Here is a 20,634-nt window from a genome sequence, read left to right as displayed (position 1 = left end):
CAGGAGGGGTATGCGATACTGCCTCCAGTTAGAGAGAGGAGACAGGTCATGAACGGTTACACCATTCTGCGTGGCATGCAGCACTATGTCGGCAAGATCCGTACGATGCGCAACGAGATCCGCACCCAGCGGTTCATGAACGCGCTGCCCGCCGACATTCGCAAGGATATCGGCTGGCCCGACATGTATGCCGAGCGTCACCATCACGGCAATTGAGGCAAAATTTTCAAGCCGGCGGTTGGAGGCTGATCCGTCAGCACCCAGATATCAGGTCCGGCGCGCGAGGGATGGAGCGAGCTCATGCCCGACAGCAAGACAATCGGCTTTCTTTTCATCGAGGGTTTCGCCGACTGGGAATATGGGCTGCTGGCGGCCTCGGCGGTTGAATGGTTCGGGGCCCGGGCGGTGTCCTTGACGCCTGGCGGCAAGCCGGTGACCGGAATCAGCGGCTTTCGACTGACACCGGACCGCTCGGCCGGCGTTGATGAGAATGCCGATCTCGATGCTATCGCCGTCATCGGTTCCGACCAATGGGCGGCGAAGGCCGCGCCGGATGTCGCTGGATTGCTAAGCGCCGTCGCAACGCGCGACGGTGTGGTCGGCGGCATCTGCGCCGGGACGCTGGCCCTGGCCCGCGCCGGCCTTTTCGAGAACGCCAGGCACACCAGCAACGGCCGTGACTGGATCAACCGCCACGAAGCCGGCTATGCCGGCGACGGCAATTATCAGGACGTGCCGCATGCCGTGGCCGAAGGCAAAATCGTGTCCGCGCCGGGTTCGGCGCCCGGCACCTTTGCCCTTGCCTTTTTGCAATCGCTCTATCCCGAAAAAAGCAGCGATCTGGCGCGGATGCGGGCGCTGTTCGCCAAGGAATATGCTGAAGCCTCCTGACAGTATGCTGTCAGGAGCGGCGTGCGATGGTGACAATGCGCATGGCCGGCCGAGAGGACGATCGATGAAAAGCTGGAACGACAGGCTGAACACGCCTGGTATCAATGGCGTGAAACCAACGCCGCGCACGATGGGCGACGTCGTCGAGGGCCAGCCGATGCTGGTGCCGACCGCGCGCCAGGTCGATGATTTCATCCGCTCGATCCCCGAAGGCGTCGAAATGGATGTTCGCGCGCTGCGCACCGCGCTGGCCGTCGAGCATGGCGCCGAAGTGACATGCCCGGTCACGATAGGCTATCATCTGCGCACGGTTGCCGAAGCCGCCAACGAGGATCTTGAGCGCGGCATGACGCTGAGCGACGTCGCCCCCTTCTGGCGCGTGCTCGATGAGAAGACGCCGACAACGAGGAAATTGTCCTTTGGCGCGGAATTCGTTGCCGCGCAGCGCAAGCGCGAAGGGCTGAAACCATAATGCATGCCGTTTGGAAGTGGATCCGGTCCGGGAGCCACGGCATGCATAGGGAAAACACTGGGGAAGCAAACGATGCGCCGCGCCGACAGGCTCTTTCAGATCGTGCAGCATCTGCGTGGTGGCCGTCTGGTCACCGCCCAGAAGCTCGGCACATGGCTCGAGGTTTCCGAGCGAACGATCTATCGCGACATAGCCGACCTGCAGTCGACCGGCGTGCCGATCGACGGGGAGGCTGGCGTTGGCTACATGATGAGGGAGGGTTTCGACCTTCCGCCGCTGATGTTCACGCGTGACGAGATCGTGGCGCTGGTCGCCGGCGCCCGCATGGTGCGCGCCTTCGGCGGTGCCGCCATGGCGCGCGCCGCCGACGAGGCGCTGGTCAAGATCGGTGCCGTGTTGCCCGACGCCGAGAAGGACCGCATCGCCCGCACCGAGATCCATACGCCGATGTGGGTGGTCAGCGACGCCGCCCGCGAGGCGATCGACCTGATCGAACGCGCGGTCGAAAAGCGCCAGGTGCTGACCATCGACTATTCCGACGAAGCCGGCCGCGGTACCGCGCGCGACATCAGGCCGCTCGGCCTGTGGTTCTGGGGCAAGGTGTGGACGCTGGTCGCCTGGTGCGAGATGCGCGATGATTTTCGCGCTTTCCGCATCGACCGCATCGCCTCGGTTGTCATCGCCGGCCGCGTCTTCAAGCCGGAACGCGGCAAGCAGCTCGCCGATTTCTACCGGGCGGTGGAGCGCAGCGAGGACTACGGCATGGCGCCGGACCGCGCGGCGCGAAGCTGAGATTTGCCGGATCGCACAAAAAAGCCCGCTCGAAGCGGGCTTTTTTGTCGAACTGGCGAAAAGCCTATTCCTCGTCGTCCGTATCGGTGTCCTTCGACTTCAGCGCCGACAGCTTGGCGAAGACGGCGTTGGCGTCGAGCTCCGCGTCCTCGTCCTTCGGCTTCTCCGGCGCCGGCACCAACCGCTCGGTCAATGCCGCCGGCAGCAGCGTGTCGCCGACCGGCTGCGCCTGTTCGCGGCCACGCGAGGCGCGGTTTACTTCCATGTCGAGGTCGATCTGCGAGGCGAGACCCAGCGTCACCGGGTCCATCGGCTGCAGATTGGCTGAATTCCAATGCTTGCGTTCGCGGATCTGCTCGATCGTCGACTTGGTGGTGCCGACGAGGCGCGAAATCTGCGCGTCCTTGAGTTCGGGATGATTGCGCACCAGCCACAGAATGGCGTTGGGCCGGTCCTGGCGCTTCGACAGCGGCGTGTAACGCGGGCCCTTGCGCTTGGATTCCGGCACCCGCACCTTGGGGTCGGAAAGCTTCAGGCGCTGGTTCGGGTCCTTCTCGGCGCGCGCGATCTCGTCGCGCGTCAGCTGCCCGGTCATGATCGGGTCCATGCCCTTGATGCCTTGCGCCGATTCGCCGTCGGCGATCGCCTTGACCTCGAGCGGATGCAGCCCGCAGAACTGCGCGATCTGCTCGAAGGAGAGCGCGGTGTTGTCGACCAGCCAGACGGCGGTCGCCTTGGGCATCAGCAGCGTATTGGCCATGTGCAAAAATCCTTCTCGTTCGCCCGCGTTCCCGCGCGGGCGGTGGTTTAGAGCCACCAAAATGGGAAATTCGCGGCCTGTATAACCGTTCCCTGCCTGCTTCGCAACGTTTTTGGATACACCCGCCTGAAACCGCGCACCGGTCGCTAGCGGAATGGCTCCGTGCCCTTGAGCAGCGCGACAAGCTGGCTCTGTTGGCGTGTTCCGGTCTTGGCGAATATCCGTTCGAGATAGGTTCGCCCGGTCTTTACGGTGATGTTGGCGCTTGCCGCCGCCTCCATCAGGGTTCGCCCTTGCGAAAGCGCCGAAGCCAGGCGCGCCTCGGCTGGCGTCAGGTCGAACAGTCCGGCGAGCAGCGTTGGCGACGGCACCATGGAACTGGCGTTCACCGCCGTCGCCGCGACCAGGATGTCGGCACCCGAGAATATCTCGTGTGCGGAACGGCGCAGCGGCAGAACATGAAGGATCAGTGGCGCCCTGTCGGCCGCGGCCGGAACCGGGATGGACCGTACCGAGGGTTCGGTTTCCCCGCGCGCGGCCAGGACGGCCTGCTGAAACAGGCGATTGGCATCAGCATCGGCGATTGCCATGCCGCCAAAAGCGACCGGCAGGAAGATCGAGCCCATGCTCTCGAACAGCGAATTGGCGGCGAGCACATACCCCCTCGACGAGAGAATGGCCGCCGGCAGCCCCATGGCGGTCATGACGGCAACGGTTCCCTTGGCGCGCTCCAGACCAAGCCGCGCGGCGATCAGGCTGGCGCGCGCCATGGCGGGCCGCAGACTATCGAGCACATCGAAACTCGCCGCGTCGTAGCGACCCTCGCCAAGCCTTCGCTGGAAGACAAAGATCGCCAGTTCGCCACTCGGCATCGGGATCGCGGTACAGGTATGCGCGCCGATGCCAAGCGCGCGCAGGCGGACCCGGATCGGGTCGTTCTCGATTTCCTCGGCTGTCAGGAAACCCTCGACATCGACGAAGCTCGCCGGCTGCACCGCGCACATGCGCGAGACCGCCGTGGAGAACTGCAGCGTATCGCCCAGAAGGAATTCGTTCAGCAAGTCCTGCAGCAGCGGCACCGTCCTTCCGCGTACCGGCTGCTCATCGGCAAACAGGAACACGGCGCCACCCACCGATGCGGAGACGCTATTTATGCCTTCCAGCACCTCCGGCCATAGGTCCGGAACGAAAGCAGCCTCGTAGATCTTGTCGTTAAGATCATCCAACATGGGCGTGGAAGCCTCTGGCGATGCCTGTCTGCCGGCGTGATGACCACGCCCTCACGCAGCCGCCGGTCCCCGCGCGGCAAGATGCCATGTTGAAAACAGAGGTCAAGCCGCCTGATGCTTGACAGGGATGACAGTGGCTCAAGCCGACTACCCCCAAAAGACAAAACCCGCCGGACAGGGTCCAGCGGGCTCGGAACCGGCGACGACAAGCGTGCGCGGCGGCTCTGCATTGCGACCCCTGCCTTGCGGCGGGGTCGCGCTTGCAATCAGATCGCCTGGCGGGCGATCCGTTCGATGTCGGCGCGGTTGATGCCGAGGTCGCTGAGCTGACGTGCGTTGAGGCGGTTCAACTCGCGAACGGTCTCGTTGTACATGCGCCAGTTACGGAAAGCGCGGATCGGGTTCATGGTAGTCCTCCTGAATTGGGTTCGTTTCGATGTTGCTTAAATAGTGATCATCGATGAGGACTTGAACGGCTGATTTTGCATGGCAATGATGCAAATGCTGCATTGCACCATTAAGCTTCTGTTCATCTTGTGGGCAGGGGACGACGGGCGCTGAACCCGGCCGTGTGGAGATTCAGGTCAGGCCGAGCCGAGAATGGTGGCTTCCGAGAACCGGAGCGGAGTGTACTTAAAATACGTGAGCACCGGCCTACGCCGGCCGAAGCCTTATCTTACTCCCTCGCCACTATCATGAATGCTTCGGCCGGCGAAGGCCGGAAGCGCAAGAGGCCGCCTTTCGCAGGTCGGCCTCGCCTGAATATCGGCACGGCCTAGCCCACGTCGAGCACGATCTTGCCGATATGATCCCCGTCCTCCATCCGCTCGTGCGCGCGCCAGGCATCGGTGAGCGGGTAGATCATGTCCATGACCGGCGCCACCTTGCGGGTGCCCAGCAGAGGCCACACCTGCGCCTCCAGCGCCGCCGCGATCGCCGCCTTGAATTCGACGGTGCGCGGCCTCAGCGTCGAACCCGTATGGGTCAGCCGCTTGACCATGATCTTGGAAAAGTCGGCGCTCGCCACAGCGCCGGCCTGGACGGCGATCTGCACGATACGGCCCTCGACCGCCGCGGCCTCGTAGTTTCGCTGGACATAATCGCCGCCGACCATGTCGAGGATGACATTGGCGCCCCGGCCTTCGGTCGCCTCCTTGACGGCGGCGACGAAATCCTGCTCGCGATAGTTGATTGCCCGGTCGGCGCCGAGTTTCAGGCAGGCGTCGCATTTCTCCTTGCTGCCGGCGGTGGTGATGACATAGGCGCCGAAGGCCGAGGCAAGCTGGATCGCCGTGGTGCCGATGCCCGACGAGCCACCATGCACCAGCAGCGTCTCACCCTTCTTCAGCCCGCCGCGCTCGAACACATTGTGCCAGACGGTGAAGTAGTTTTCCGGCACCGCCGCCGCCTCGGTGTGGGTGAAGCCGGCCGGCAGCGGCAACACGCTGCCGGCGTGCACCTTGACATATTCGGCATAGGCGCCGCCGGGCGTGAGCGCACAGACCCGCTCCCCGATGCGCCAGCGCGATATCTCGTCGCCAAGGGCCGCCACCTCACCCGACGCTTCGAGGCCCGGCAGGTCCGATGCGCCGGGCGGTGGCGGATAGGCGCCCTTGCGCTGCTGGACGTCGGGCCGGTTGACGCCGGCGGCATGCACCTTGATCAGGATTTCGCCGGGGCCGGGCAGCGGCACGTCGCGCGTCTCCGGCTTCAACACCCGCGGCCCGCCCGGTTCCGAGATCGCGATCGCCGTCATCCGTGCCGGAATTTTCTGTCCGCTCGCCATGAAGTTTCCCGTCTTTCCTCGCCAGCTTTTACCGGCTGTTTGCATCGACACCCCTGCCCTATGTATGCTGATTGCCAAATCAGGCAAATGGCCAATCTGGTCTGGCGGAGGAGGAGCGACGATGGCGATCTTCGACGACGAACCCAAGAAAAAGGCACGCCCGCACGAGATCGGGCAGGATCTGTCGCTGCTGTCCGTCGATGAACTGTCCGAGCGCATCGGCATTCTGCGCGACGAGATCGCCCGGCTCGAGGCCGAACGCGAGACCAAGGACAACACCAAGTCGGCCGCCGAGGCGCTGTTCCGCCGCGGATAATTGCTGACGTGGCCGTCCGCCGCCGAAAAGCCCGAATGCGACTGTCTTCAAACCTGCGTCCCTCCCAGCCCTCAGCCGGATCAAAAAATGCTCGCAGCCTACAGACCGATCCTTTCCCTGCTTCGCGGCACCGCCTTCCTTCTGGCGGCATCGGGACTGCACGGGCTGCTGTTGCCGCTGCGCGGTCAGGTGGAAGGGTTCTCGACCGCTTCGCTCGGCCTGATGGGCACGGCCTGGGCCGGCGGCTTCGTCACCGGCTGTTTCTTCGCGCCGCGCATCGTGCGCCGTGCCGGACATGTGCGCGCCTTCGGTGCCTTTGCCGCGTCCGGCGCCATCGTGGCGTTGCTGACCGGCCTGGTCATCGATGAATATGTCTGGATCCTGCTGCGCGCCTTCACCGGTTTCACCATGGCCGGCGCCTTCATGGTCATCGAGAGCTGGCTGAACGAGAAGGCCACCAACGAAAACCGCGGCACCGTCTTCGGCCTCTATATGATGGTCACCTATGCCTCGATCATGGGCGGCCAGATGATCGTCGCCGGCGGCGACGTGAAATCGGCGTCGCTGTTCATGATCACGGGGATCCTGTTCTGCCTGTCGCTGATCCCGACCGCCGTGTCGACGGCATCGCATCCCAAGCCGCTGCAGGACGTCAAGCTCGACGTCAAGGGGCTCTACGCCAACTCGCCGGTGTCGGCGATCGCCTGCCTCCTGATCGGCATCGCCAACGGCGCCTGGGGCACGCTTGGCGCGGTCTACGGCGCCCGTATCGGCATTTCCACGGCCGAGATCGCCTTGATGATGAGCCTGGTGGTCGTCGCCGGGGCCGCAATGCAGCTTCCGGCCGGGCGCCTCTCCGACAAGACCGACCGGCGCTTCGTGCTGGCCGGTGCCGCCTTCGGTGCAGCGCTGTTCGCGCTCCTGATCTTCCTGTTCGAACCGCGTTCCGGCGTCTTCGTCATCGTCTTCACCGCCGCCTACGGCGCTTTCGCCTACACGCTCTATTCGATCGCCGTGGCGCATGCCAACGATCACGCGCGGTCGGAGGATTTCGTCAAGGTGTCCGGAGGTCTGCTACTGCTTTACGGCTTCGGCACCATGATCGGCCCTTTGCTGGCCGCCGCCCTGATGAGCTGGATGCGCCCGGAAGGCCTGTTCCTGGCCACCGCCTTCGCGCATCTGTCGCTGGCGGGGTACACGCTGCTGCGCATCAGCCGCCGCGCGCCGGTGCCGATCGAGGATCGCGATGCCTTCAAGACACAGCCGGCCGACCGCTCGGTGACCCCAGAAGCATTGCGGCTCGATCCGAGAAGAAAAGCAGAAGCAAACAGTTGAGATTTGAAAAACTTTGCCTCACAAATGAGGCATGATGTTTTCCGACGCCTTCATGGCGATCGCCGATCCCAATCGGCGCCATCTTCTGGAAGAACTTCGACGCGGTCCGAAGACCGTCAACGAGTTGGCGTCCGGGTTGCCCGTCTCACGCCCGGCCGTATCGCAGCATCTGAAAGTGTTGCTCGACGCTGGATTGGTCAACGCCAAGGCTGAAGGCACAAGGCGTGTCTATACGGTGAGCAACGCGGGTTTCCTGAAACTCAACATCTGGCTCGATCAATTCTGGGAAGCCTGACCGTTTTCTGGCCGCGGTGCTCGCCCGCCCGGTCAGGATTGCGAATTCACGAAGGCGCCGAGCGCATCGAGCAGCTCGCCCGTTCCATGCTCGCGCGTGGCTGACGTGTCATGGCCGTCGAAGAAGGCGCCCTGCTCGGTCATCACCAGCCGCGTGCCGCCGTTTTCCGCGACAAATTCGATGGTCGCCAGCGACACCGAGACGCGGGTTTCGCCAAACAGCAGATCATAGCTGTAGACGATGCGCTGGTCCGGCACGATGTCCTGATAGACCGCGTTGAAGAAATGCATCTGTCCATCGCTCGGGCAGCCGGCATTGACCTCCTTGCCGCCGACACGGAAGTCCATTTCGTGCCGGCTTGGCGCCGGGTCATGGGGATCGACGAACCAGCGCCGCTTGGCATCCGGGTCGCTGAAGGCGGAGAAGACCTTCGCCGGGGCCACCGGATAACTCCGCTCGACGACAAAGGTGGAATGGACAACGGATCGTTGGCTCACTGGACTCTCCTTCATGTTTCGTCCTTGGTCTCGGCCAGGAAATCGCCGAGCCGATCCAGCCGGCGCTCCCAGGAGAGGCGCCGCTCGTTGATCCAGTGCTCGGCCGCTCGCAGCGCCTTCGGTTCGATCTGGCAGGTGCGTACACGCCCGACCTTTTGCGTGCGCACGAGGCCGCTCGCCTCCAGCAGATTGAGGTGCTGGACGACCGCCGACAGCGACATCGCCAGCGGCTCGGCCAACTGGCTCACCGAGGCGGGGCCGCGAGACAGCCGGTCGACCATCTGCCGCCGCGCCGGATCGGCGAGCGCCTGGAACATCAGGTCGAGCTGGGCGGGATCGTGCAGCATCGCGGTCAGCCGTTGTTGTAGGGGAAGAACTTGAAGTAGGGCTGCGCCTCCTCGATCACCCTGGTGAAGGCGGCGCGCTGCATCAGCCGGTCGTGATAGCGCTTCACGGCGGGATATTTGTCGCCGAACGGCTCGACCTTGTTGGCATAGAAGAGCGCCGGAGACGCCGCGCAATCGGCCATGGTGAAGGCATAGCCCACGGCCCATTCCCTCGACCGCATCTCCTGCTCGATGATGGCGTAGGAATTGCGCAACTGGCCGCGCGCCTGTTCGACGCCGTATGGATCGGTCTTGTCCAGCGGCCGCAACCTGTCGCCGACGATCTTCTGCATCGGCTCCTGCACATAGAAATCATAGAAGCGGTCGGCCTGGCGGATCGCCAACGCAAGGTCGATGTCGGCGGGCACGAGGTCGACCGGTCCCGGATAGTGCGCGGCCAGATACTCCACAACGATGGTCGATTCCAGCACCGTGCGGTCGCGTGCATCGTCGCGCAGCGCCGGCATCTTGCCGGTCGGCGAAATCTTCAGGAAGGCCGCTCGCGACCGCTCATCGCCGAGATCGACGATGACGGGCGCAAAGGGCGTGGCGTTCTCGTAGAGCGCGATCAGCGGCTTCCAGCAGAAAGAGGCCAGCGGATGGAAATGCAGCGTCAGGGACATTATTGGACTCGTCTGTTTCCGTGGCAACACTGAAGCATTCACTTAACTATTGCGGTGAGCCTCGCTCGTCAAGGCTCACCCGCAAAGTCTCACCCGGCAAGTCTCATCCGGCAGATCTCAACTGGATCGGACGTGGTCGACGATGGCCGCTTCCATCTCGGGCCAGTCATCCGCGTGCAGTTCGTGACCACCGCCCTCGACCCGAAGGAGTTTCGCGCCCGCAACAGCCTGGGCCAAGGCCTCGCCATGCTCGACCGGAAAGATCGGATCCGACGTGCCGTGGATGACCAGAAGTGGCGCCGCTATTTCGTGCAGGCGGCCCTTCCACTCGTCACTGCCCTTGAGCATGAAATGATTGGTTGCGCTAAGGAAGCCGCCGGACCTGGCATAATCCCGTTCGATGAACGCTCTCGTCGCGGCCTCGTCGAACGGATGGGCGGTGCTGGCGATCGCCCGCGCATCACTGACCATGAAGTCTATGACCTCCCGGCGGCCGGCCCAGTCGACTTTGGCGCCAGCGGCCGAATGTTCCAGATAGGCATCGGTCGTTTGTGGCAGGTGTGACGTGTCGATCCCCACGGGCGAACTGCTGATCACGGTCAGCGACGCGACGCGCAAGGGGTGCCTGAGCGCGACGCGCTGCGCGATCATGCCGCCCATCGACATGCCCGCGACATGCGCCTTGCCGACCCCGTGGCTGTCGAGAACGGCAATCGCGTCGTCGGCCATGTCGTCGAAACTATAGGGCGGCTGGCCCACCGGATATTTGGTCGACCGGCCGGTGTCGCGATTGTCATAGCGAATCACATACAGGCCAGCATTCGCCAGGTTCCGGCAGAAGGCCTCCGGCCACCAAAGCATCGAAGCCATCGCCCCCATGATCAACAGCAGCGCGGGATCCGACGGATCGCCAAACGCTTCGGATACGATCTCGGGACGGTCTTTGCTCGTCATTTCGTGGCCCTCCTCTTCTGCTTGCATTTTGCAATCGGTTGCACGATAATAAAACCGATACGATAATGCAACTGGTTTTGCGGAGAGAATCGAATGCCCCTCGATCGCCGGTCCGGCTGCCCGATCAATCTCTCGCTCGAGGTGTTCGGCGACCGTTGGAGCCTGATCATCCTGCGCGACATGATTTTCGGCGGCAGGCGCCATTTTCGCGAGCTGCTCAACGGCTCGATCGAAGGCATTGCTTCCAACATCCTCGCCGACCGGCTGAAGCGGCTGATGGAGCTCGGTATGCTGACCAAGGCCGACGACCCCAGCCACAAGCAGAAGGCGATCTACAGCCTGACCGAGATGGCCATCACCCTGGTGCCCATCCTTGCTCATCTCGGCGCCTGGGGCCGCATCTGGCTGCCGACCAGCGAGGAACTCTCGATCCGCGCCGAACTGCTGGAAAAGGGCGGACCGCCAATGTGGGAGAAATTCATGGACGAGTTGCGCCATGAGCATCTCGGCACACCCCTCGACACAGCGCCCGGCCCTTCTGTCCGCGCGACGCTGCAGGCCGCCTATCAGGCGGTGGTTGCCGCGAAGGCCCTCAACGCCAGCCCGGCCGCCTGACCAACTATTTTCCCCGTTGAAAGGCCGGCTCTGCTACAAGGGGCCAAAATCACACTTGACGGGATTGGATAGACTCTTGGTTGAGAACTCTAGGGACACTGCCCGCGCGCGTGCCGATCTGCGCTTCAAGAAGCAGGAAGAGGCGGCTACGGTTCGTCAAAAAGCCATGGCCGAATATGTCGCGGAGAGCGACGCCCGCAAGGCCAAGACCGACAAGCTGCGGGCGCTGCGGCTCGCCAAGGAAGCCGAAGATCTGGCCAACACGCCTGCCGCGCCTGCCAAGAAGCCGGCCCGCGCCAAGAAAAAGTAACGCCCCACCTCTCCGGCAATTTTCCTCACCCTCAATCGAACGATCGTGACGCCATCCGACAGGCGCGCCTTCGTCCCGCTGCTTCACAGGAAGCAATTTCAACCGAAACCGGGATAGCCTTATCAGGCCGACAGCCCATGATCGGGCTGTTCAACAGGAGATTGCCATGACCGCGCTGTCGCTCGAAAAAGCCATCGAGATCATCAATGCAGCCTTCACCAGGGGCGCCGATCTCAAGCTCAAGCCGCTCGGCGTCTCGGTGCTCGACGCCGGCGGACATCTGGTCGCCTTCCAGCGCCAGGACGGCGCTTCGTTCCTGCGCCCGCAAATGTCGGCCGGTAAGGCCTATGGCGCGCTGGCCATCGGCATGGGCTCGCGCAAGGTCGAGACCTTCGCCAAGGAGCGCCCGCATCTGGTTGCCGGCATTTCCGACGTGTCGGGGGGCCGCGTGCTGCCGGTCGTCGGCGGCGTGTTGATCCGCGACAAGGCCGGCTCCGTCATCGGCGCCGTCGGCATTTCCGGCGACACGTCCGACAATGACGAGGCGGCCGCGATCGCCGGCATCGAAGCCGCCGGTTTCACCGCCGATCCGGGCTGAACCTCAGTTTAAATTGATGTCGCGACTGGCCGACCGCATCGATACCGCGAATCCCGCCAGCACGTCGAACAGCGCGATGATCGTCAGCGTGAAGAAGATGGAGTGCGCGGCACCCTTCACCAGCAGGAACTCGACCAGGAAAGCGACGAAGACCAGCGTCGACAGGAGATGATCCATGATCGAGGCGCTCGTCGTGCGCGCCGACTTCACCATCTCAAGGAACAGGAAGATGAGCCCGATCAGCACGATCAGATCGCCGAGCGTCATCGAGAACACCCCGCCCGACATCATCCTGAACGAGAAGATCTCGCTCGCCCATGGATCGTCGCCGCCGCCGAATATTCCAAGCAGGCCGAGATTGTAGAGCACGAAAGGCACGATCAAAAGCGGGACGGCACCGAACATCTGGCGTCTCCATATGGGGGCACCCTCTGTAAAAGACGCCACGGGCACGGCGTCAAGATTTTTCGTGCGTGGCCGCAAACACGGTCGAAGACCGGATGCAACAACCATGTCAGCCGGGTGCGGAGCAAAGCAGCCTGCCCGCGCGCTGCCGCCGAACGCAAAAAGACCGGCCAAAGGCCGGTCTTTTGCAACTCAGTCGCTCGGGGAGAGCTGGTCTCAGCTTTCCTTGGGCGTCAGCACCTGGCGACCGCGATACATGCCGGTCTTCAGGTCGATGTGGTGCGGGCGGCGCATTTCGCCGGAATTCTTGTCCTCGACATAGGTCGGGGCCTTGAGGGCGTCGGCCGAGCGGCGCATGCCGCGCTTGGACGGAGAGGTTTTGCGTTTCGGAACGGCCATGGATATGCTCCACTACATGGTCAAAAGCCCCGCCCGCCCTCGTGAAAGGGCCATGTCGGGGCCTAAATCTGAGAAAGTCGGGTGCCTATACACGCCTGACACCGTTTTGGCCAGCGCTGCGGTGAATCTTTTTTGTACCGGCTAGTCGAGACAGCCGACATAGGCGCCTGACCGGCCGGCGCGCCGTTCGATCAAATTGGCGAGCCGTCTGAGGCCGGGCCCGGGTTTTGCCGGATTGCGGGCGATCGGATTGGGCAGCGTGACGGCGAGAAGCGCCGCCTGCCGTCTGGACAACTGCTTTGCCGGAATGCCGAAATGGTGCTGGGCCGCCGCCTCGATGCCGTAGATGCCCGGTCCCCACTCGGCAATGTTGAGATAGATTTCCATGATGCGCCGTTTCGACATCACCGCGTCGAAATAGACGGCCAGCGGCAGTTCGACGACCTTGCGCACGCTGCCCAGCGGCCGCGACCAGAGGAAGAGGTTCTTCACCGTCTGCATGGTGATGGTCGAGGCGCCGCGCGTCGCCTCGCCGGCCAGCGCATCGTCGACGACGCCCCTGAGTTCGCCGAGATCGACACCGCGGTGGAAGCAGAACTGCCCGTCCTCCGACATGATGACCGAATTGGCCAGCACCGGCGCCACATCGTCGATCGACACCCAGCGCCGGTCGTAGCCGGAGAAGGTCGCCAGATCCTTCAGCATCAGCGTCGACACCGGATGCACGAAGGACGGCAGGTAGAGAAAGGTCAGCACCACCGGGACAAGCGCCAGCACGGCGGCCACGACGATGCCGCGCCGGACCCAGCGCTTGAGACCGCGGCGGTTCACGCCTCGCGATCTCGTCGCCATGTCCAGCTTTTCGGTTTCATGATCGACGATCGGTTCCGCCAAGCCGCCCAACCCGTGCCTCTCCTTGCTCCGGCATAATGGCGCTTGCCTTCTTGCGCAACGTCTGAGTGTCGGCTACCGGTCCCGGCCATGACGAATGACGACGAAATGGCGTTCGAAATGGCGCTCATCAGACGGGCCGCGGCCGTCGAGGTGATGCTGCGTCGGTTGCTCGACGACCGTCCGCTTCCGGGAGAGATCGTACGGCCCGATCGTCTGATGGCGGCGATGCGCCACGGCGTGCTGAACGGCGGCAAGCGCCTGCGCCCCTTCCTGGTCATGGAGAGTGCGGCGCTGTTTTCGGCCGATGGCGAGGCGGCGCTGCGCGTCGCGGCCGCGCTCGAATGCGTGCATTGCTATTCGCTGATCCATGACGACCTGCCGGCGATGGACGACGATGATTTGCGCCGCGGCCAGCCGACCGTGCATAGGGCCTTCGACGAGGCCACCGCGATTCTTGCCGGGGACGCGCTGCTGACGCTCGCCTTCGACATTATCGCCGACGAGGTGACCGTTCTGCCGGCGGAGCGGCGGGCAGCCCTTGTGCTGGCGCTGGCCCGCGCCGCCGGCGCCGGCGGCATGGTCGGCGGCCAGAAGCTCGATCTCGAAGCCGAGCAGGCGCGGCCGGACGAGGCTGGCATCATAACGCTGCAGGCGATGAAGACCGGCGCACTGATCCGCTTCGCCTGCGAGGCGGGCGCAATCATCGCCGGCACACAATCGGAAGACCGCGAGCGGCTGGGCGAATTCGGTTCGGCGATCGGCCTTGCCTTCCAGCTCGCCGACGACCTGCTGGACTTGACGGCCGACGCCAGGCAGATGGGCAAGGCGACCGGCAAGGATGCCGCCGCCGGCAAGGGAACGCTGGTGGCGCTGCACGGCGCGGATTGGGCACGCAAGCAGCTCGACGGTCTCGTCGGCCAGGCGCACGCGCTGCTCGAACCCTATGGCGAAAAGGCGGTACTGCTCAAGGCCGCCGCGACTTTCGTGGCAACCCGCAACAGCTGACGACAGGCCCATATCGGTTGCCCATGGTCGACCGCTCGGCGTCACCGTATCGATCCGATCCGCCGCGACCCGCCAGGGCATGCATTGACCTGCGGTGCGCCAACGAAATCTTAATGTAAATGAAGCGTAATCCCGACCATTAAAATAATGCGTATGTGTTGGGGTTGCGCATGCCGGAATATTCTTCCTTCATCCGGTCCGTCCGGATACGTTATCTCTCCGGATTGTTGGTTTTCGCGCTGGCTTCAGCCGCCATCATGGTTGCGCTCAACCGCGTCAATTCCTTGCGCCATGAAATCGATGCGCTGAGCAGCAATCTCGTCGTCTTTACTCGCGACCTGCGCAACGCCACCAGCTTCGCCGAGACAACCAGTTCCGCCTGGCGGGTCGAGACGCGCGATGCGCTGACAGCCTCGGCGCGTGACCATTCCGAGCGTCTGACCGGCGAGATCGAGACCCTGACCGCCCAGCTCGCCGCGATCCGACCGCGTCTGTCGGCCAAGACCATCAACGAGCTCGCGGCTGCCTCCGTCAATGGCGATCTGTTCTGGTCGCCGCGTGACATGGTTCGCAACTTCAACCTGATGTCGGTGGCGCAAAAGACCGACGAATGGAGTTCTCGCGAAATCCGCAACCAGAACGACCTGTTCGTTCAGCCCATGTTGGTGCGTGTCCGCACCGCGATGGACGACGAACGCCATCTGGCGGACGCCTCCAGCGACCGGCTGCTTTTGTGGGCGAGCGGCCTTTTGTTCGCCGTGCTCGCCATCGTCGCCTTCTGGATCTTCCGACCGATGGAGCAGGCGATCCGCCGCGCCTTTGCCCAGTCGGCCGAATCCTTGTTCAAGGCCGAGGCGGCCGACCGCGCCAAGTCGGAATTCCTGGCCAATATGAGCCACGAGATCCGCACGCCGATGAACGGCGTGCTCGGCATGGCCGAATTGCTGGCCAAGACCGAGCTGACCCCACGCCAGAAGACCTTCACCGACGTCATCGTCAAATCCGGCAACGCGCTGCTCACCATCATCAACGACATCCTCGATTTCTCGAAGATCAACGCCGGGCAGCTGACGCTCGACCCTGCTCCTTTCCGTCTCTCCGAAGCGGTCGAGGACGTGGCGACGCTGGTCTCGGCGCGCGTTGCCGAAAAGAACCTTGAGCTGATCGTGCGGGTCGACCCGCGCCTGCCGGCCTATGTCGTCGGCGACGCCGGCCGCTTCCGGCAGATCGTCACCAATCTGGTCGGCAATGCGGTGAAGTTCACCGAGAAAGGCCATGTGCTGATCGATGTCGGCGGCGAGACCGTCAACGACGTCGTCCAGCTCAAGCTGCGCGTCGAGGACACCGGCATCGGCATCCCGGCCGAGAAACTGCAGAACGTGTTCGAGAAATTCGCTCAGGTCGACGGCTCCTCGACCCGCCGTCACGAAGGCACCGGCCTCGGGCTCGCCATCGCCGCCCGTCTCGTCGACCTGATGGCCGGCAAGATCGGCGTCGAGAGCGAGATCGGCCGCGGCTCCGTCTTCTGGTTCGCCGTGCCGCTGCCCGTCCACCGCGCCGAGGCGCGCGACGCGATCGTGCCGGTGGATGTCACCGGCGCGCGTGTGCTTGTCATCGACGACAATCCGGTCAACCGCGAGATCCTGCTCGAACAGCTCAGAAGCTGGAGCTTCGACTGCGCCGCCGCCGAAAGCGGTGCGGTGGGGCTCGCCTTCCTCGATCGCGCCTGCCAACTCGGCGCCAGCGTCGACTGCATCATCCTCGACTATCAGATGCCCGGCATGAACGGCGCCGATGTCGCCCGCGCCATCGCCGCCGACAGCCGGCTGTCGGCCATCCCGATCGTCATCCTGACCTCGGTCGACCAGGTCGATTTCGGCAAGATGATCATCGACTTCGGCATTGCAGCGCACCTGACCAAGCCGGCGCGCTCCGCTGTCCTGCTCGGCACGGTCATCTCGGTCATCCAGAAGGCACGCTCGCAGGTCGGCAAGGCGCAGTTCATTCGCGAACCGGTCCAGTCATCCCCCCAGCCGCCGGCACCTGCCTTCACCGTCATCCGCGGTCCGGCGCTGCCGGTTGCCGCGGCGCCGGAATCGGCCGCCGCGCCGAACAGCCCGATCGACATCCTGATCGCCGAGGACAATGACGTGAACCAGATGGTGTTCGGCCAGATCCTCAACGGACTCGGCCTGAGCTACCGCATCGCCGGCAATGGCCGCACCGCGGTCGAGATGTACCGCTCGCTGCATCCGAGGCTGATTCTGATGGACGTCTCGATGCCGGAAATGAACGGCTACGAGGCGACACGCGCCATCCGGGCGATCGAGGCTTCGTCGGGCGGCCACATCCCGATCATCGGCGTCACCGCGCATGCGCTGAAGGGCGACCGCGACAAGTGCATCGAGGCCGGCATGGACGACTATCTGCCGAAGCCGGTTTCGCCCGATCGCCTGGGGACGAAAATCGGCACCTGGCTCAGCGAGACGGTGGTGGCGAAGACGGCTTAGCCATCCCTTAGCCAGCGGCCTCCAGACGATAGCGGCGCATCCAGTCGAGAGTTGTCTCGTCGGCAAGTTTCGCGACACCTGGCCGCACCGCCTCGGCATCAGGCGTTTGAACGCCGAGAGCCTCGCAGATGCCGAGCAATGCCGCTGCCGGGTCGGCCGAGAGTCGCTCATAGCCAATCCGCAGCGGGGTCAGGCCTTGCGCCGCGAACCAGGTGTTCCAGGCCGCGTCATAGGCTTCGAGCTCGGCAAGCTCACCTTTGATCCGCTCGAAATCATATTGGGGTTCCTGTGCCGGCCCGACCCTTTCGATCTCGGTGCCGTCAGGCGCAATGTGCCAAAGACCGGTCTGCTGTGCCTTGATCAGCGAGACAGCCTGCGCGAGCTTGTTCTCGCGCGAAAGGTGTATGTAGAGAACGCGGCCAAAGGCTCTTTCGAAACGCGCTGTGTCTGACGCAAGCCCGGGATAGACTTGGTCGAAAATCGCCGACAGCTCACCCAGGTTTTCGCGCATCAGTCGCAGGCCGAAGACATCTGTCCCGCCCTTGCCGGCGGCGATCGCGGCTTCGAGATAGGCAATATTGAATTCACGCTCGCCTATCGTATCGCGACCGGGCAGCTTCCATTCCTCGGCCCATTCGGCCACGTCCTGTCGCCGATAGAAGGAGTGAGGAGCGCCTGATCTACCGGTGGATTCCAGCAGCTTGCACAGCAAAGTGCTGCCGGTTCTCGGCGTGCCGCAGATAATGTATGCCTCGAACATCCCGTTGCCCTTGTCGTTCATCGCAGGCAGGGCGACCCCGGCCAGTCCGCCACCGCCTATAATTGAAATCGTTGCTGGATGCGACGGGCGCATTCCAATGGAGAATGCACACTGGTGTCGACTTCGAGATCGTAGCGTATCCCCTCGTGCACGCGTTCGAACTGCCAGCGCGCCAGCCCCGGCAGCCTGTCGGCTCGCAGCGCTTCGCGCGCCTCGAGCACATTGAGGGGCGCCATGACGCCGACCAGATGCAGGTCGAAATCCGACAGCAGGTCGATATATTCCTGTATTTCGCCATTGCAGAGCACGTCATCGACAATAAGATTGTTGCCCTGCCCAGCCATGGCCGCAACGGCATGGCGCATGCCGCGCAGGGTTTTCTCGCCCACCGGCCCAGTCCTGATGACGACCGAAGGCTTGCCGTCCTGCCGAACGGTTTCGTAGGCAAGGCCGTCGGCATGGTCCTGCAAGGCGTCGGGCAGCATCTCGAGAAAGCTGTCCATCTGAACATGCAGAAACGGCTCGGTGGTTATCCCCTGCAATGCCTTGGCTGTCGAAGACTTACCAGCACTGCCGACGCCGTTGAGCAGAACGATCCTGGCTCTCATGGTAAGGCCTCTTTCGGACATGAGCCGGCTACCGGTTCCGCACCACCACGCAGGCGCCGCCGACGCTTTGCAGCTTCTGACAGATGACATTGGCGGCGGCGCGGTCGTCGATTCCGATCCTGACGGCGTAGATGCCGCGCCGGCCGATCGGCGTGCGCACCCGGCTGACCACCGGATCGTGACCGCTGAGCAATGCCGGAAACCGGCTCCGCACCCTGAGCCACTGGCTGATCGCGGCACTGCGGCGGAAATTGCCCGCCACCTGGACGCCCCATGGCTTGATGTTGATCGAGGCCATCGCCACGGTCTTCGACATGATCACCGGCAGCTTGCGGCAGGCAGTCGCGAAATCCAGCTTGGCATCGAGTGGTTCGACTTTACCGGCATAGGCCCGGTCGGTGAACTTGTCGACCGGCTCGCCCATCACGTCGAAGACATAGCTTTCCGTCTCCATCGGCAGGAAGCCACCAGAATTCAGCCAGCGCGACACCCGGCTCTCGCCGGCATTGTAGGCAGCGGCCGCCAGACCGAGATTGCCATAACCGGCCTTCATCTCGGCCAGATATCGAGCCGACGCCGGGATCGCCTGGTTGATGTCGAAGGAATTTTCGAGCCCCCGCATCTTGGCGGTACCCGGCATGAACTGGGCGATGCCTTCGGCGCCGACGGGGCTCACTGCATTGGGATCGAAACGGCTCTCCTTCCAGATCAGGCGGGCGAAGAATTCCCTGGGAAGACTGTTCTGGTCGGCATTGGCCTGGATCAGGTTGCAGACCTTGTCGATCAGCCTCTGCTTGGCCGATTGCGGCGGATCGGCCTGACCGAGTGTCGACCAAACCAACCCACAGAGCAGGGTCAGCGCCACCCACGGGAAACGCTGCATCTGGCCTACTCTGCCGCGGCCTTGCCGCCCTGACCGAACCGTTGGTCAATGTAGTCGGCGACCATTTTCTCGAAATCCGCCGCGATCGACGGTCCGCGCAGCGTCGCCGCTTTCTTGCCGTCGACGAAGACCGGTGCGGTCGGCGTCTCGCCGGTGCCGGGCAGCGAAATGCCGATATCGGCATGCTTGGATTCACCCGGGCCGTTGACGATGCAGCCCATCACCGCGACCTTGAGGCTCTCGACGCCCGGATATTTCTCACGCCACACCGGCATGTTCTTGCGCAGATCCGCCTGGATGTTCTGCGCCAGTTCCTGGAACACGGTGGAGGTGGTGCGGCCGCAGCCGGGGCAAGCGGCGACGATCGGCACGAACTGCCGGAAGCCCATCGTCTGCAGCAACTCCTGCGACACCTGCACCTCGCGGGTGCGGTCGCCATTGGGCTCCGGCGTCAGCGAGATGCGAATGGTATCGCCGATGCCTTGCTGCAGGAGGATGCCCATGGCGGCGGAAGAAGCGACGATGCCTTTCGAGCCCATGCCGGCTTCGGTGAGGCCGAGATGCAGCGCATGGTTGGAGCGGGTGGCGAGTTCGGCATAGACGGCGATCAGGTCCTGCACGCCGCTGACCTTGGCCGAGAGGATGATTTTTTCACGGCCCAGGCCGATCTCTTCGGCCATCTCCGCCGACAGGATCGCCGACTGCACGATCGCCTCGCGAGTCACCTCCTGCGCCGTCAGCGGGAAACCCTTGTCCTGGTTGTCGTCCATCAGCCGCGTCAACAATTCCTGGTCGAGCGAACCCCAGTTGACGCCGATGCGCACCGGCTTGTCATGTTTGATCGCCATTTCGACGATGTCGGTGAACTGCCGGTCTTTCTTGTCCTTGAAGCCGACATTGCCGGGGTTGATACGGTACTTGGCCAGCGCCTCGGCGCAAGCCGGATGATCGGCCAGCAGCTTGTGGCCGATATAATGGAAATCGCCGACCAGCGGCACGTTGATACCGAGCCGCTGCAGCCGCTCATGGATGCGCGGAACCGCGGCGGCACTCTCGTCGCGGTCGACGGTGATGCGCACGATCTCCGAGCCGGCGCGGTGCAGCGCCGCCACCTGCGCGACCGTCTGGTCGACATCGGCGGTGTCGGTATTGGTCATCGATTGCACGACGACCGGCGCGCCGCCGCCGACGACCACGCCGCCGACATCGACGCCGACCGAAGTGCGGCGGGGGAAGGGAAAGGAAAAATACCCGGTCATGCCGGCAGCCTTTTGTGTCTCTGGAGCGCTATGCGTCTCTCTGAAGCCCGTG

The 20,634-nt window shown here is 63.8% G+C and carries 27 protein-coding genes; 12 read left to right on the top strand and 15 right to left on the bottom strand.

Features of this window, described 5'->3' with window-relative positions; genetic code table 11:
• Positions 1–48 precede the first annotated feature (48 nt).
• From LB569_RS28410 to LB569_RS28395, 4 genes are all read left to right on the top strand, one after another.
• Positions 49–216, top strand: a complete 168-nt coding sequence (locus LB569_RS28410; protein ID WP_224694946.1) for a hypothetical protein — start codon at positions 49–51, stop codon at positions 214–216.
• Between the two features lie 84 nt (positions 217–300).
• Complete coding sequence (locus tag LB569_RS28405) at positions 301–891, top strand: DJ-1/PfpI family protein (protein ID WP_224694945.1); 591 nt, start codon at positions 301–303, stop codon at positions 889–891.
• A 64-nt stretch (positions 892–955) separates the two neighbouring features.
• Positions 956–1,363 (top strand): hypothetical protein, encoded by a 408-nt coding sequence (locus LB569_RS28400; RefSeq protein WP_224694944.1) that lies wholly within the window; start codon positions 956–958, stop codon positions 1,361–1,363.
• A gap of 72 nt (positions 1,364–1,435) precedes the next feature.
• On the top strand, positions 1,436–2,155 hold the full coding sequence (locus LB569_RS28395) for a helix-turn-helix transcriptional regulator (RefSeq protein ID WP_208699615.1): 720 nt from the start codon (positions 1,436–1,438) through the stop codon (positions 2,153–2,155).
• 64 nt (positions 2,156–2,219) lie between these two features.
• On the opposite strand, the gene LB569_RS28390 is transcribed toward LB569_RS28395, so the two are convergent.
• The 4 genes from LB569_RS28390 to LB569_RS28375 all read right to left on the bottom strand — a co-directional run bounded on the left by LB569_RS28390 (position 2,220) and on the right by LB569_RS28375 (position 5,930).
• Entirely contained in the window at positions 2,220–2,915 is a 696-nt protein-coding gene (locus LB569_RS28390; RefSeq protein ID WP_015315358.1) for a DUF1013 domain-containing protein, read from the bottom strand.
• Positions 2,916–3,061: 146 nt separating this feature from the next.
• Complete coding sequence (locus LB569_RS28385; RefSeq protein ID WP_224694943.1) at positions 3,062–4,144, bottom strand: helix-turn-helix transcriptional regulator; 1,083 nt, start codon at positions 4,142–4,144, stop codon at positions 3,062–3,064.
• 266 nt (positions 4,145–4,410) lie between these two features.
• Positions 4,411–4,551, bottom strand: coding sequence for a DUF1127 domain-containing protein (locus LB569_RS28380; RefSeq protein ID WP_064987068.1), 141 nt, complete (start codon positions 4,549–4,551; stop codon positions 4,411–4,413).
• Positions 4,552–4,919: 368 nt separating this feature from the next.
• Entirely contained in the window at positions 4,920–5,930 is a 1,011-nt protein-coding gene (locus tag LB569_RS28375) for an NAD(P)H-quinone oxidoreductase (protein ID WP_224694942.1), read from the bottom strand.
• Between the two features lie 121 nt (positions 5,931–6,051).
• Here LB569_RS28375 and LB569_RS28370 point away from each other — a divergent pair, with 121 nt between their 5' ends.
• The 3 genes from LB569_RS28370 to LB569_RS28360 all read left to right on the top strand — a co-directional run bounded on the left by LB569_RS28370 (position 6,052) and on the right by LB569_RS28360 (position 7,876).
• A complete protein-coding gene (locus tag LB569_RS28370; RefSeq protein ID WP_224694941.1) occupies positions 6,052–6,246 on the top strand; it encodes a DUF1192 domain-containing protein in 195 nt (64 codons plus the stop codon).
• An 87-nt stretch (positions 6,247–6,333) separates the two neighbouring features.
• Entirely contained in the window at positions 6,334–7,581 is a 1,248-nt protein-coding gene (locus tag LB569_RS28365; protein ID WP_140707964.1) for an MFS transporter, read from the top strand.
• 31 nt (positions 7,582–7,612) lie between these two features.
• Positions 7,613–7,876: an ArsR/SmtB family transcription factor gene (locus LB569_RS28360; protein WP_140707962.1), complete on the top strand. Its 264-nt coding sequence runs from the start codon at positions 7,613–7,615 to the stop codon at positions 7,874–7,876.
• A gap of 32 nt (positions 7,877–7,908) precedes the next feature.
• Here LB569_RS28360 and LB569_RS28355 read toward each other — a convergent pair whose 3' ends face one another.
• The 4 genes from LB569_RS28355 to LB569_RS28340 form a co-directional block, all read right to left on the bottom strand.
• Positions 7,909–8,373, bottom strand: coding sequence for an SRPBCC family protein (locus tag LB569_RS28355; RefSeq protein ID WP_224694940.1), 465 nt, complete (start codon positions 8,371–8,373; stop codon positions 7,909–7,911).
• 11 nt (positions 8,374–8,384) lie between these two features.
• Entirely contained in the window at positions 8,385–8,720 is a 336-nt protein-coding gene (locus LB569_RS28350; RefSeq protein WP_137930819.1) for an ArsR/SmtB family transcription factor, read from the bottom strand.
• A gap of 5 nt (positions 8,721–8,725) precedes the next feature.
• On the bottom strand, positions 8,726–9,382 hold the full coding sequence (locus LB569_RS28345; RefSeq protein WP_224694939.1) for a glutathione S-transferase family protein: 657 nt from the start codon (positions 9,380–9,382) through the stop codon (positions 8,726–8,728).
• 117 nt (positions 9,383–9,499) lie between these two features.
• The gene (locus LB569_RS28340; protein WP_224694938.1) at positions 9,500–10,336 is read right to left on the bottom strand and encodes an alpha/beta fold hydrolase; all 837 of its coding nucleotides are present in this window, start codon (positions 10,334–10,336) and stop codon (positions 9,500–9,502) included.
• Between the two features lie 93 nt (positions 10,337–10,429).
• Here LB569_RS28340 and LB569_RS28335 point away from each other — a divergent pair, with 93 nt between their 5' ends.
• The 3 genes from LB569_RS28335 (at position 10,430) to LB569_RS28325 (ending at position 11,859) form a co-directional block, all read left to right on the top strand.
• Positions 10,430–10,951 carry a winged helix-turn-helix transcriptional regulator gene (locus LB569_RS28335; RefSeq protein ID WP_140707952.1) on the top strand — a complete coding sequence of 174 codons (522 nt, stop codon included), beginning with the start codon at positions 10,430–10,432 and terminating at the stop codon, positions 10,949–10,951.
• A 76-nt stretch (positions 10,952–11,027) separates the two neighbouring features.
• Positions 11,028–11,261 carry a hypothetical protein gene (locus LB569_RS28330; RefSeq protein WP_135863133.1) on the top strand — a complete coding sequence of 78 codons (234 nt, stop codon included), beginning with the start codon at positions 11,028–11,030 and terminating at the stop codon, positions 11,259–11,261.
• A gap of 166 nt (positions 11,262–11,427) precedes the next feature.
• A complete protein-coding gene (locus tag LB569_RS28325) occupies positions 11,428–11,859 on the top strand; it encodes a GlcG/HbpS family heme-binding protein (RefSeq protein ID WP_224694937.1) in 432 nt (143 codons plus the stop codon).
• Between the two features lie 3 nt (positions 11,860–11,862).
• On the opposite strand, the gene LB569_RS28320 is transcribed toward LB569_RS28325, so the two are convergent.
• The 3 genes from LB569_RS28320 to LB569_RS28310 all read right to left on the bottom strand — a co-directional run bounded on the left by LB569_RS28320 (position 11,863) and on the right by LB569_RS28310 (position 13,566).
• The gene (locus tag LB569_RS28320) at positions 11,863–12,264 is read right to left on the bottom strand and encodes a hypothetical protein (protein ID WP_140707948.1); all 402 of its coding nucleotides are present in this window, start codon (positions 12,262–12,264) and stop codon (positions 11,863–11,865) included.
• A 216-nt stretch (positions 12,265–12,480) separates the two neighbouring features.
• The gene (gene rpmF / locus LB569_RS28315; RefSeq protein ID WP_008834724.1) at positions 12,481–12,663 is read right to left on the bottom strand and encodes a 50S ribosomal protein L32; all 183 of its coding nucleotides are present in this window, start codon (positions 12,661–12,663) and stop codon (positions 12,481–12,483) included.
• A gap of 141 nt (positions 12,664–12,804) precedes the next feature.
• Positions 12,805–13,566 (bottom strand): transglycosylase domain-containing protein, encoded by a 762-nt coding sequence (locus LB569_RS28310; RefSeq protein WP_224537657.1) that lies wholly within the window; start codon positions 13,564–13,566, stop codon positions 12,805–12,807.
• A gap of 78 nt (positions 13,567–13,644) precedes the next feature.
• Here LB569_RS28310 and LB569_RS28305 point away from each other — a divergent pair, with 78 nt between their 5' ends.
• Entirely contained in the window at positions 13,645–14,562 is a 918-nt protein-coding gene (locus LB569_RS28305; protein ID WP_224694936.1) for a polyprenyl synthetase family protein, read from the top strand.
• A 170-nt stretch (positions 14,563–14,732) separates the two neighbouring features.
• A complete protein-coding gene (locus LB569_RS28300; RefSeq protein WP_224694935.1) occupies positions 14,733–17,072 on the top strand; it encodes a response regulator in 2,340 nt (779 codons plus the stop codon).
• A 7-nt stretch (positions 17,073–17,079) separates the two neighbouring features.
• Here LB569_RS28300 and LB569_RS28295 read toward each other — a convergent pair whose 3' ends face one another.
• From LB569_RS28295 to ispG, 4 genes are read right to left on the bottom strand one after another with little or no spacing between them, the layout of a single operon-like run.
• Positions 17,080–17,832, bottom strand: a complete 753-nt coding sequence (locus LB569_RS28295; protein WP_224694955.1) for a Stf0 family sulfotransferase — start codon at positions 17,830–17,832, stop codon at positions 17,080–17,082.
• Positions 17,833–17,888: 56 nt separating this feature from the next.
• Entirely contained in the window at positions 17,889–18,440 is a 552-nt protein-coding gene (locus tag LB569_RS28290) for a phosphotransferase-like protein (protein ID WP_224537648.1), read from the bottom strand.
• A gap of 28 nt (positions 18,441–18,468) precedes the next feature.
• Positions 18,469–19,323 (bottom strand): lytic transglycosylase domain-containing protein, encoded by an 855-nt coding sequence (locus LB569_RS28285; RefSeq protein WP_224694934.1) that lies wholly within the window; start codon positions 19,321–19,323, stop codon positions 18,469–18,471.
• 5 nt (positions 19,324–19,328) lie between these two features.
• The gene (gene ispG / locus LB569_RS28280; protein ID WP_224694933.1) at positions 19,329–20,582 is read right to left on the bottom strand and encodes a flavodoxin-dependent (E)-4-hydroxy-3-methylbut-2-enyl-diphosphate synthase; all 1,254 of its coding nucleotides are present in this window, start codon (positions 20,580–20,582) and stop codon (positions 19,329–19,331) included.
• Positions 20,583–20,634 lie beyond the last annotated feature (52 nt).

It is taken from the genome of Mesorhizobium sp. BH1-1-4 (assembly GCF_020165665.1).
Classification (GTDB): Bacteria; Pseudomonadota; Alphaproteobacteria; order Rhizobiales; family Rhizobiaceae; genus Mesorhizobium.
Note: the sequence above shows the minus strand (reverse complement) of the source record. Positions and strands in the feature narration are given on the sequence as shown.

Coding starts and splice junctions, on each gene's coding strand:
- LB569_RS28410 (WP_224694946.1), top strand. CDS start 49: ATGAACGGTTACACCATTCTGCGTGGCATGCAGCACTATGTCGGCAAG.
- LB569_RS28405 (WP_224694945.1), top strand. CDS start 301: ATGCCCGACAGCAAGACAATCGGCTTTCTTTTCATCGAGGGTTTCGCC.
- LB569_RS28400 (WP_224694944.1), top strand. CDS start 956: ATGAAAAGCTGGAACGACAGGCTGAACACGCCTGGTATCAATGGCGTG.
- LB569_RS28395 (WP_208699615.1), top strand. CDS start 1,436: ATGCGCCGCGCCGACAGGCTCTTTCAGATCGTGCAGCATCTGCGTGGT.
- LB569_RS28390 (WP_015315358.1), bottom strand. CDS start 2,915: ATGGCCAATACGCTGCTGATGCCCAAGGCGACCGCCGTCTGGCTGGTC.
- LB569_RS28385 (WP_224694943.1), bottom strand. CDS start 4,144: ATGTTGGATGATCTTAACGACAAGATCTACGAGGCTGCTTTCGTTCCG.
- LB569_RS28380 (WP_064987068.1), bottom strand. CDS start 4,551: ATGAACCCGATCCGCGCTTTCCGTAACTGGCGCATGTACAACGAGACC.
- LB569_RS28375 (WP_224694942.1), bottom strand. CDS start 5,930: ATGGCGAGCGGACAGAAAATTCCGGCACGGATGACGGCGATCGCGATC.
- LB569_RS28370 (WP_224694941.1), top strand. CDS start 6,052: ATGGCGATCTTCGACGACGAACCCAAGAAAAAGGCACGCCCGCACGAG.
- LB569_RS28365 (WP_140707964.1), top strand. CDS start 6,334: ATGCTCGCAGCCTACAGACCGATCCTTTCCCTGCTTCGCGGCACCGCC.
- LB569_RS28360 (WP_140707962.1), top strand. CDS start 7,613: ATGATGTTTTCCGACGCCTTCATGGCGATCGCCGATCCCAATCGGCGC.
- LB569_RS28350 (WP_137930819.1), bottom strand. CDS start 8,720: ATGCTGCACGATCCCGCCCAGCTCGACCTGATGTTCCAGGCGCTCGCC.
- LB569_RS28345 (WP_224694939.1), bottom strand. CDS start 9,382: ATGTCCCTGACGCTGCATTTCCATCCGCTGGCCTCTTTCTGCTGGAAG.
- LB569_RS28340 (WP_224694938.1), bottom strand. CDS start 10,336: ATGACGAGCAAAGACCGTCCCGAGATCGTATCCGAAGCGTTTGGCGAT.
- LB569_RS28335 (WP_140707952.1), top strand. CDS start 10,430: ATGCCCCTCGATCGCCGGTCCGGCTGCCCGATCAATCTCTCGCTCGAG.
- LB569_RS28325 (WP_224694937.1), top strand. CDS start 11,428: ATGACCGCGCTGTCGCTCGAAAAAGCCATCGAGATCATCAATGCAGCC.
- LB569_RS28320 (WP_140707948.1), bottom strand. CDS start 12,264: ATGTTCGGTGCCGTCCCGCTTTTGATCGTGCCTTTCGTGCTCTACAAT.
- rpmF (WP_008834724.1), bottom strand. CDS start 12,663: ATGGCCGTTCCGAAACGCAAAACCTCTCCGTCCAAGCGCGGCATGCGC.
- LB569_RS28305 (WP_224694936.1), top strand. CDS start 13,645: ATGACGAATGACGACGAAATGGCGTTCGAAATGGCGCTCATCAGACGG.
- LB569_RS28300 (WP_224694935.1), top strand. CDS start 14,733: ATGCCGGAATATTCTTCCTTCATCCGGTCCGTCCGGATACGTTATCTC.
- LB569_RS28295 (WP_224694955.1), bottom strand. CDS start 17,832: ATGTTCGAGGCATACATTATCTGCGGCACGCCGAGAACCGGCAGCACT.
- LB569_RS28290 (WP_224537648.1), bottom strand. CDS start 18,440: ATGAGAGCCAGGATCGTTCTGCTCAACGGCGTCGGCAGTGCTGGTAAG.
- LB569_RS28285 (WP_224694934.1), bottom strand. CDS start 19,323: ATGCAGCGTTTCCCGTGGGTGGCGCTGACCCTGCTCTGTGGGTTGGTT.
- ispG (WP_224694933.1), bottom strand. CDS start 20,582: ATGACCGGGTATTTTTCCTTTCCCTTCCCCCGCCGCACTTCGGTCGGC.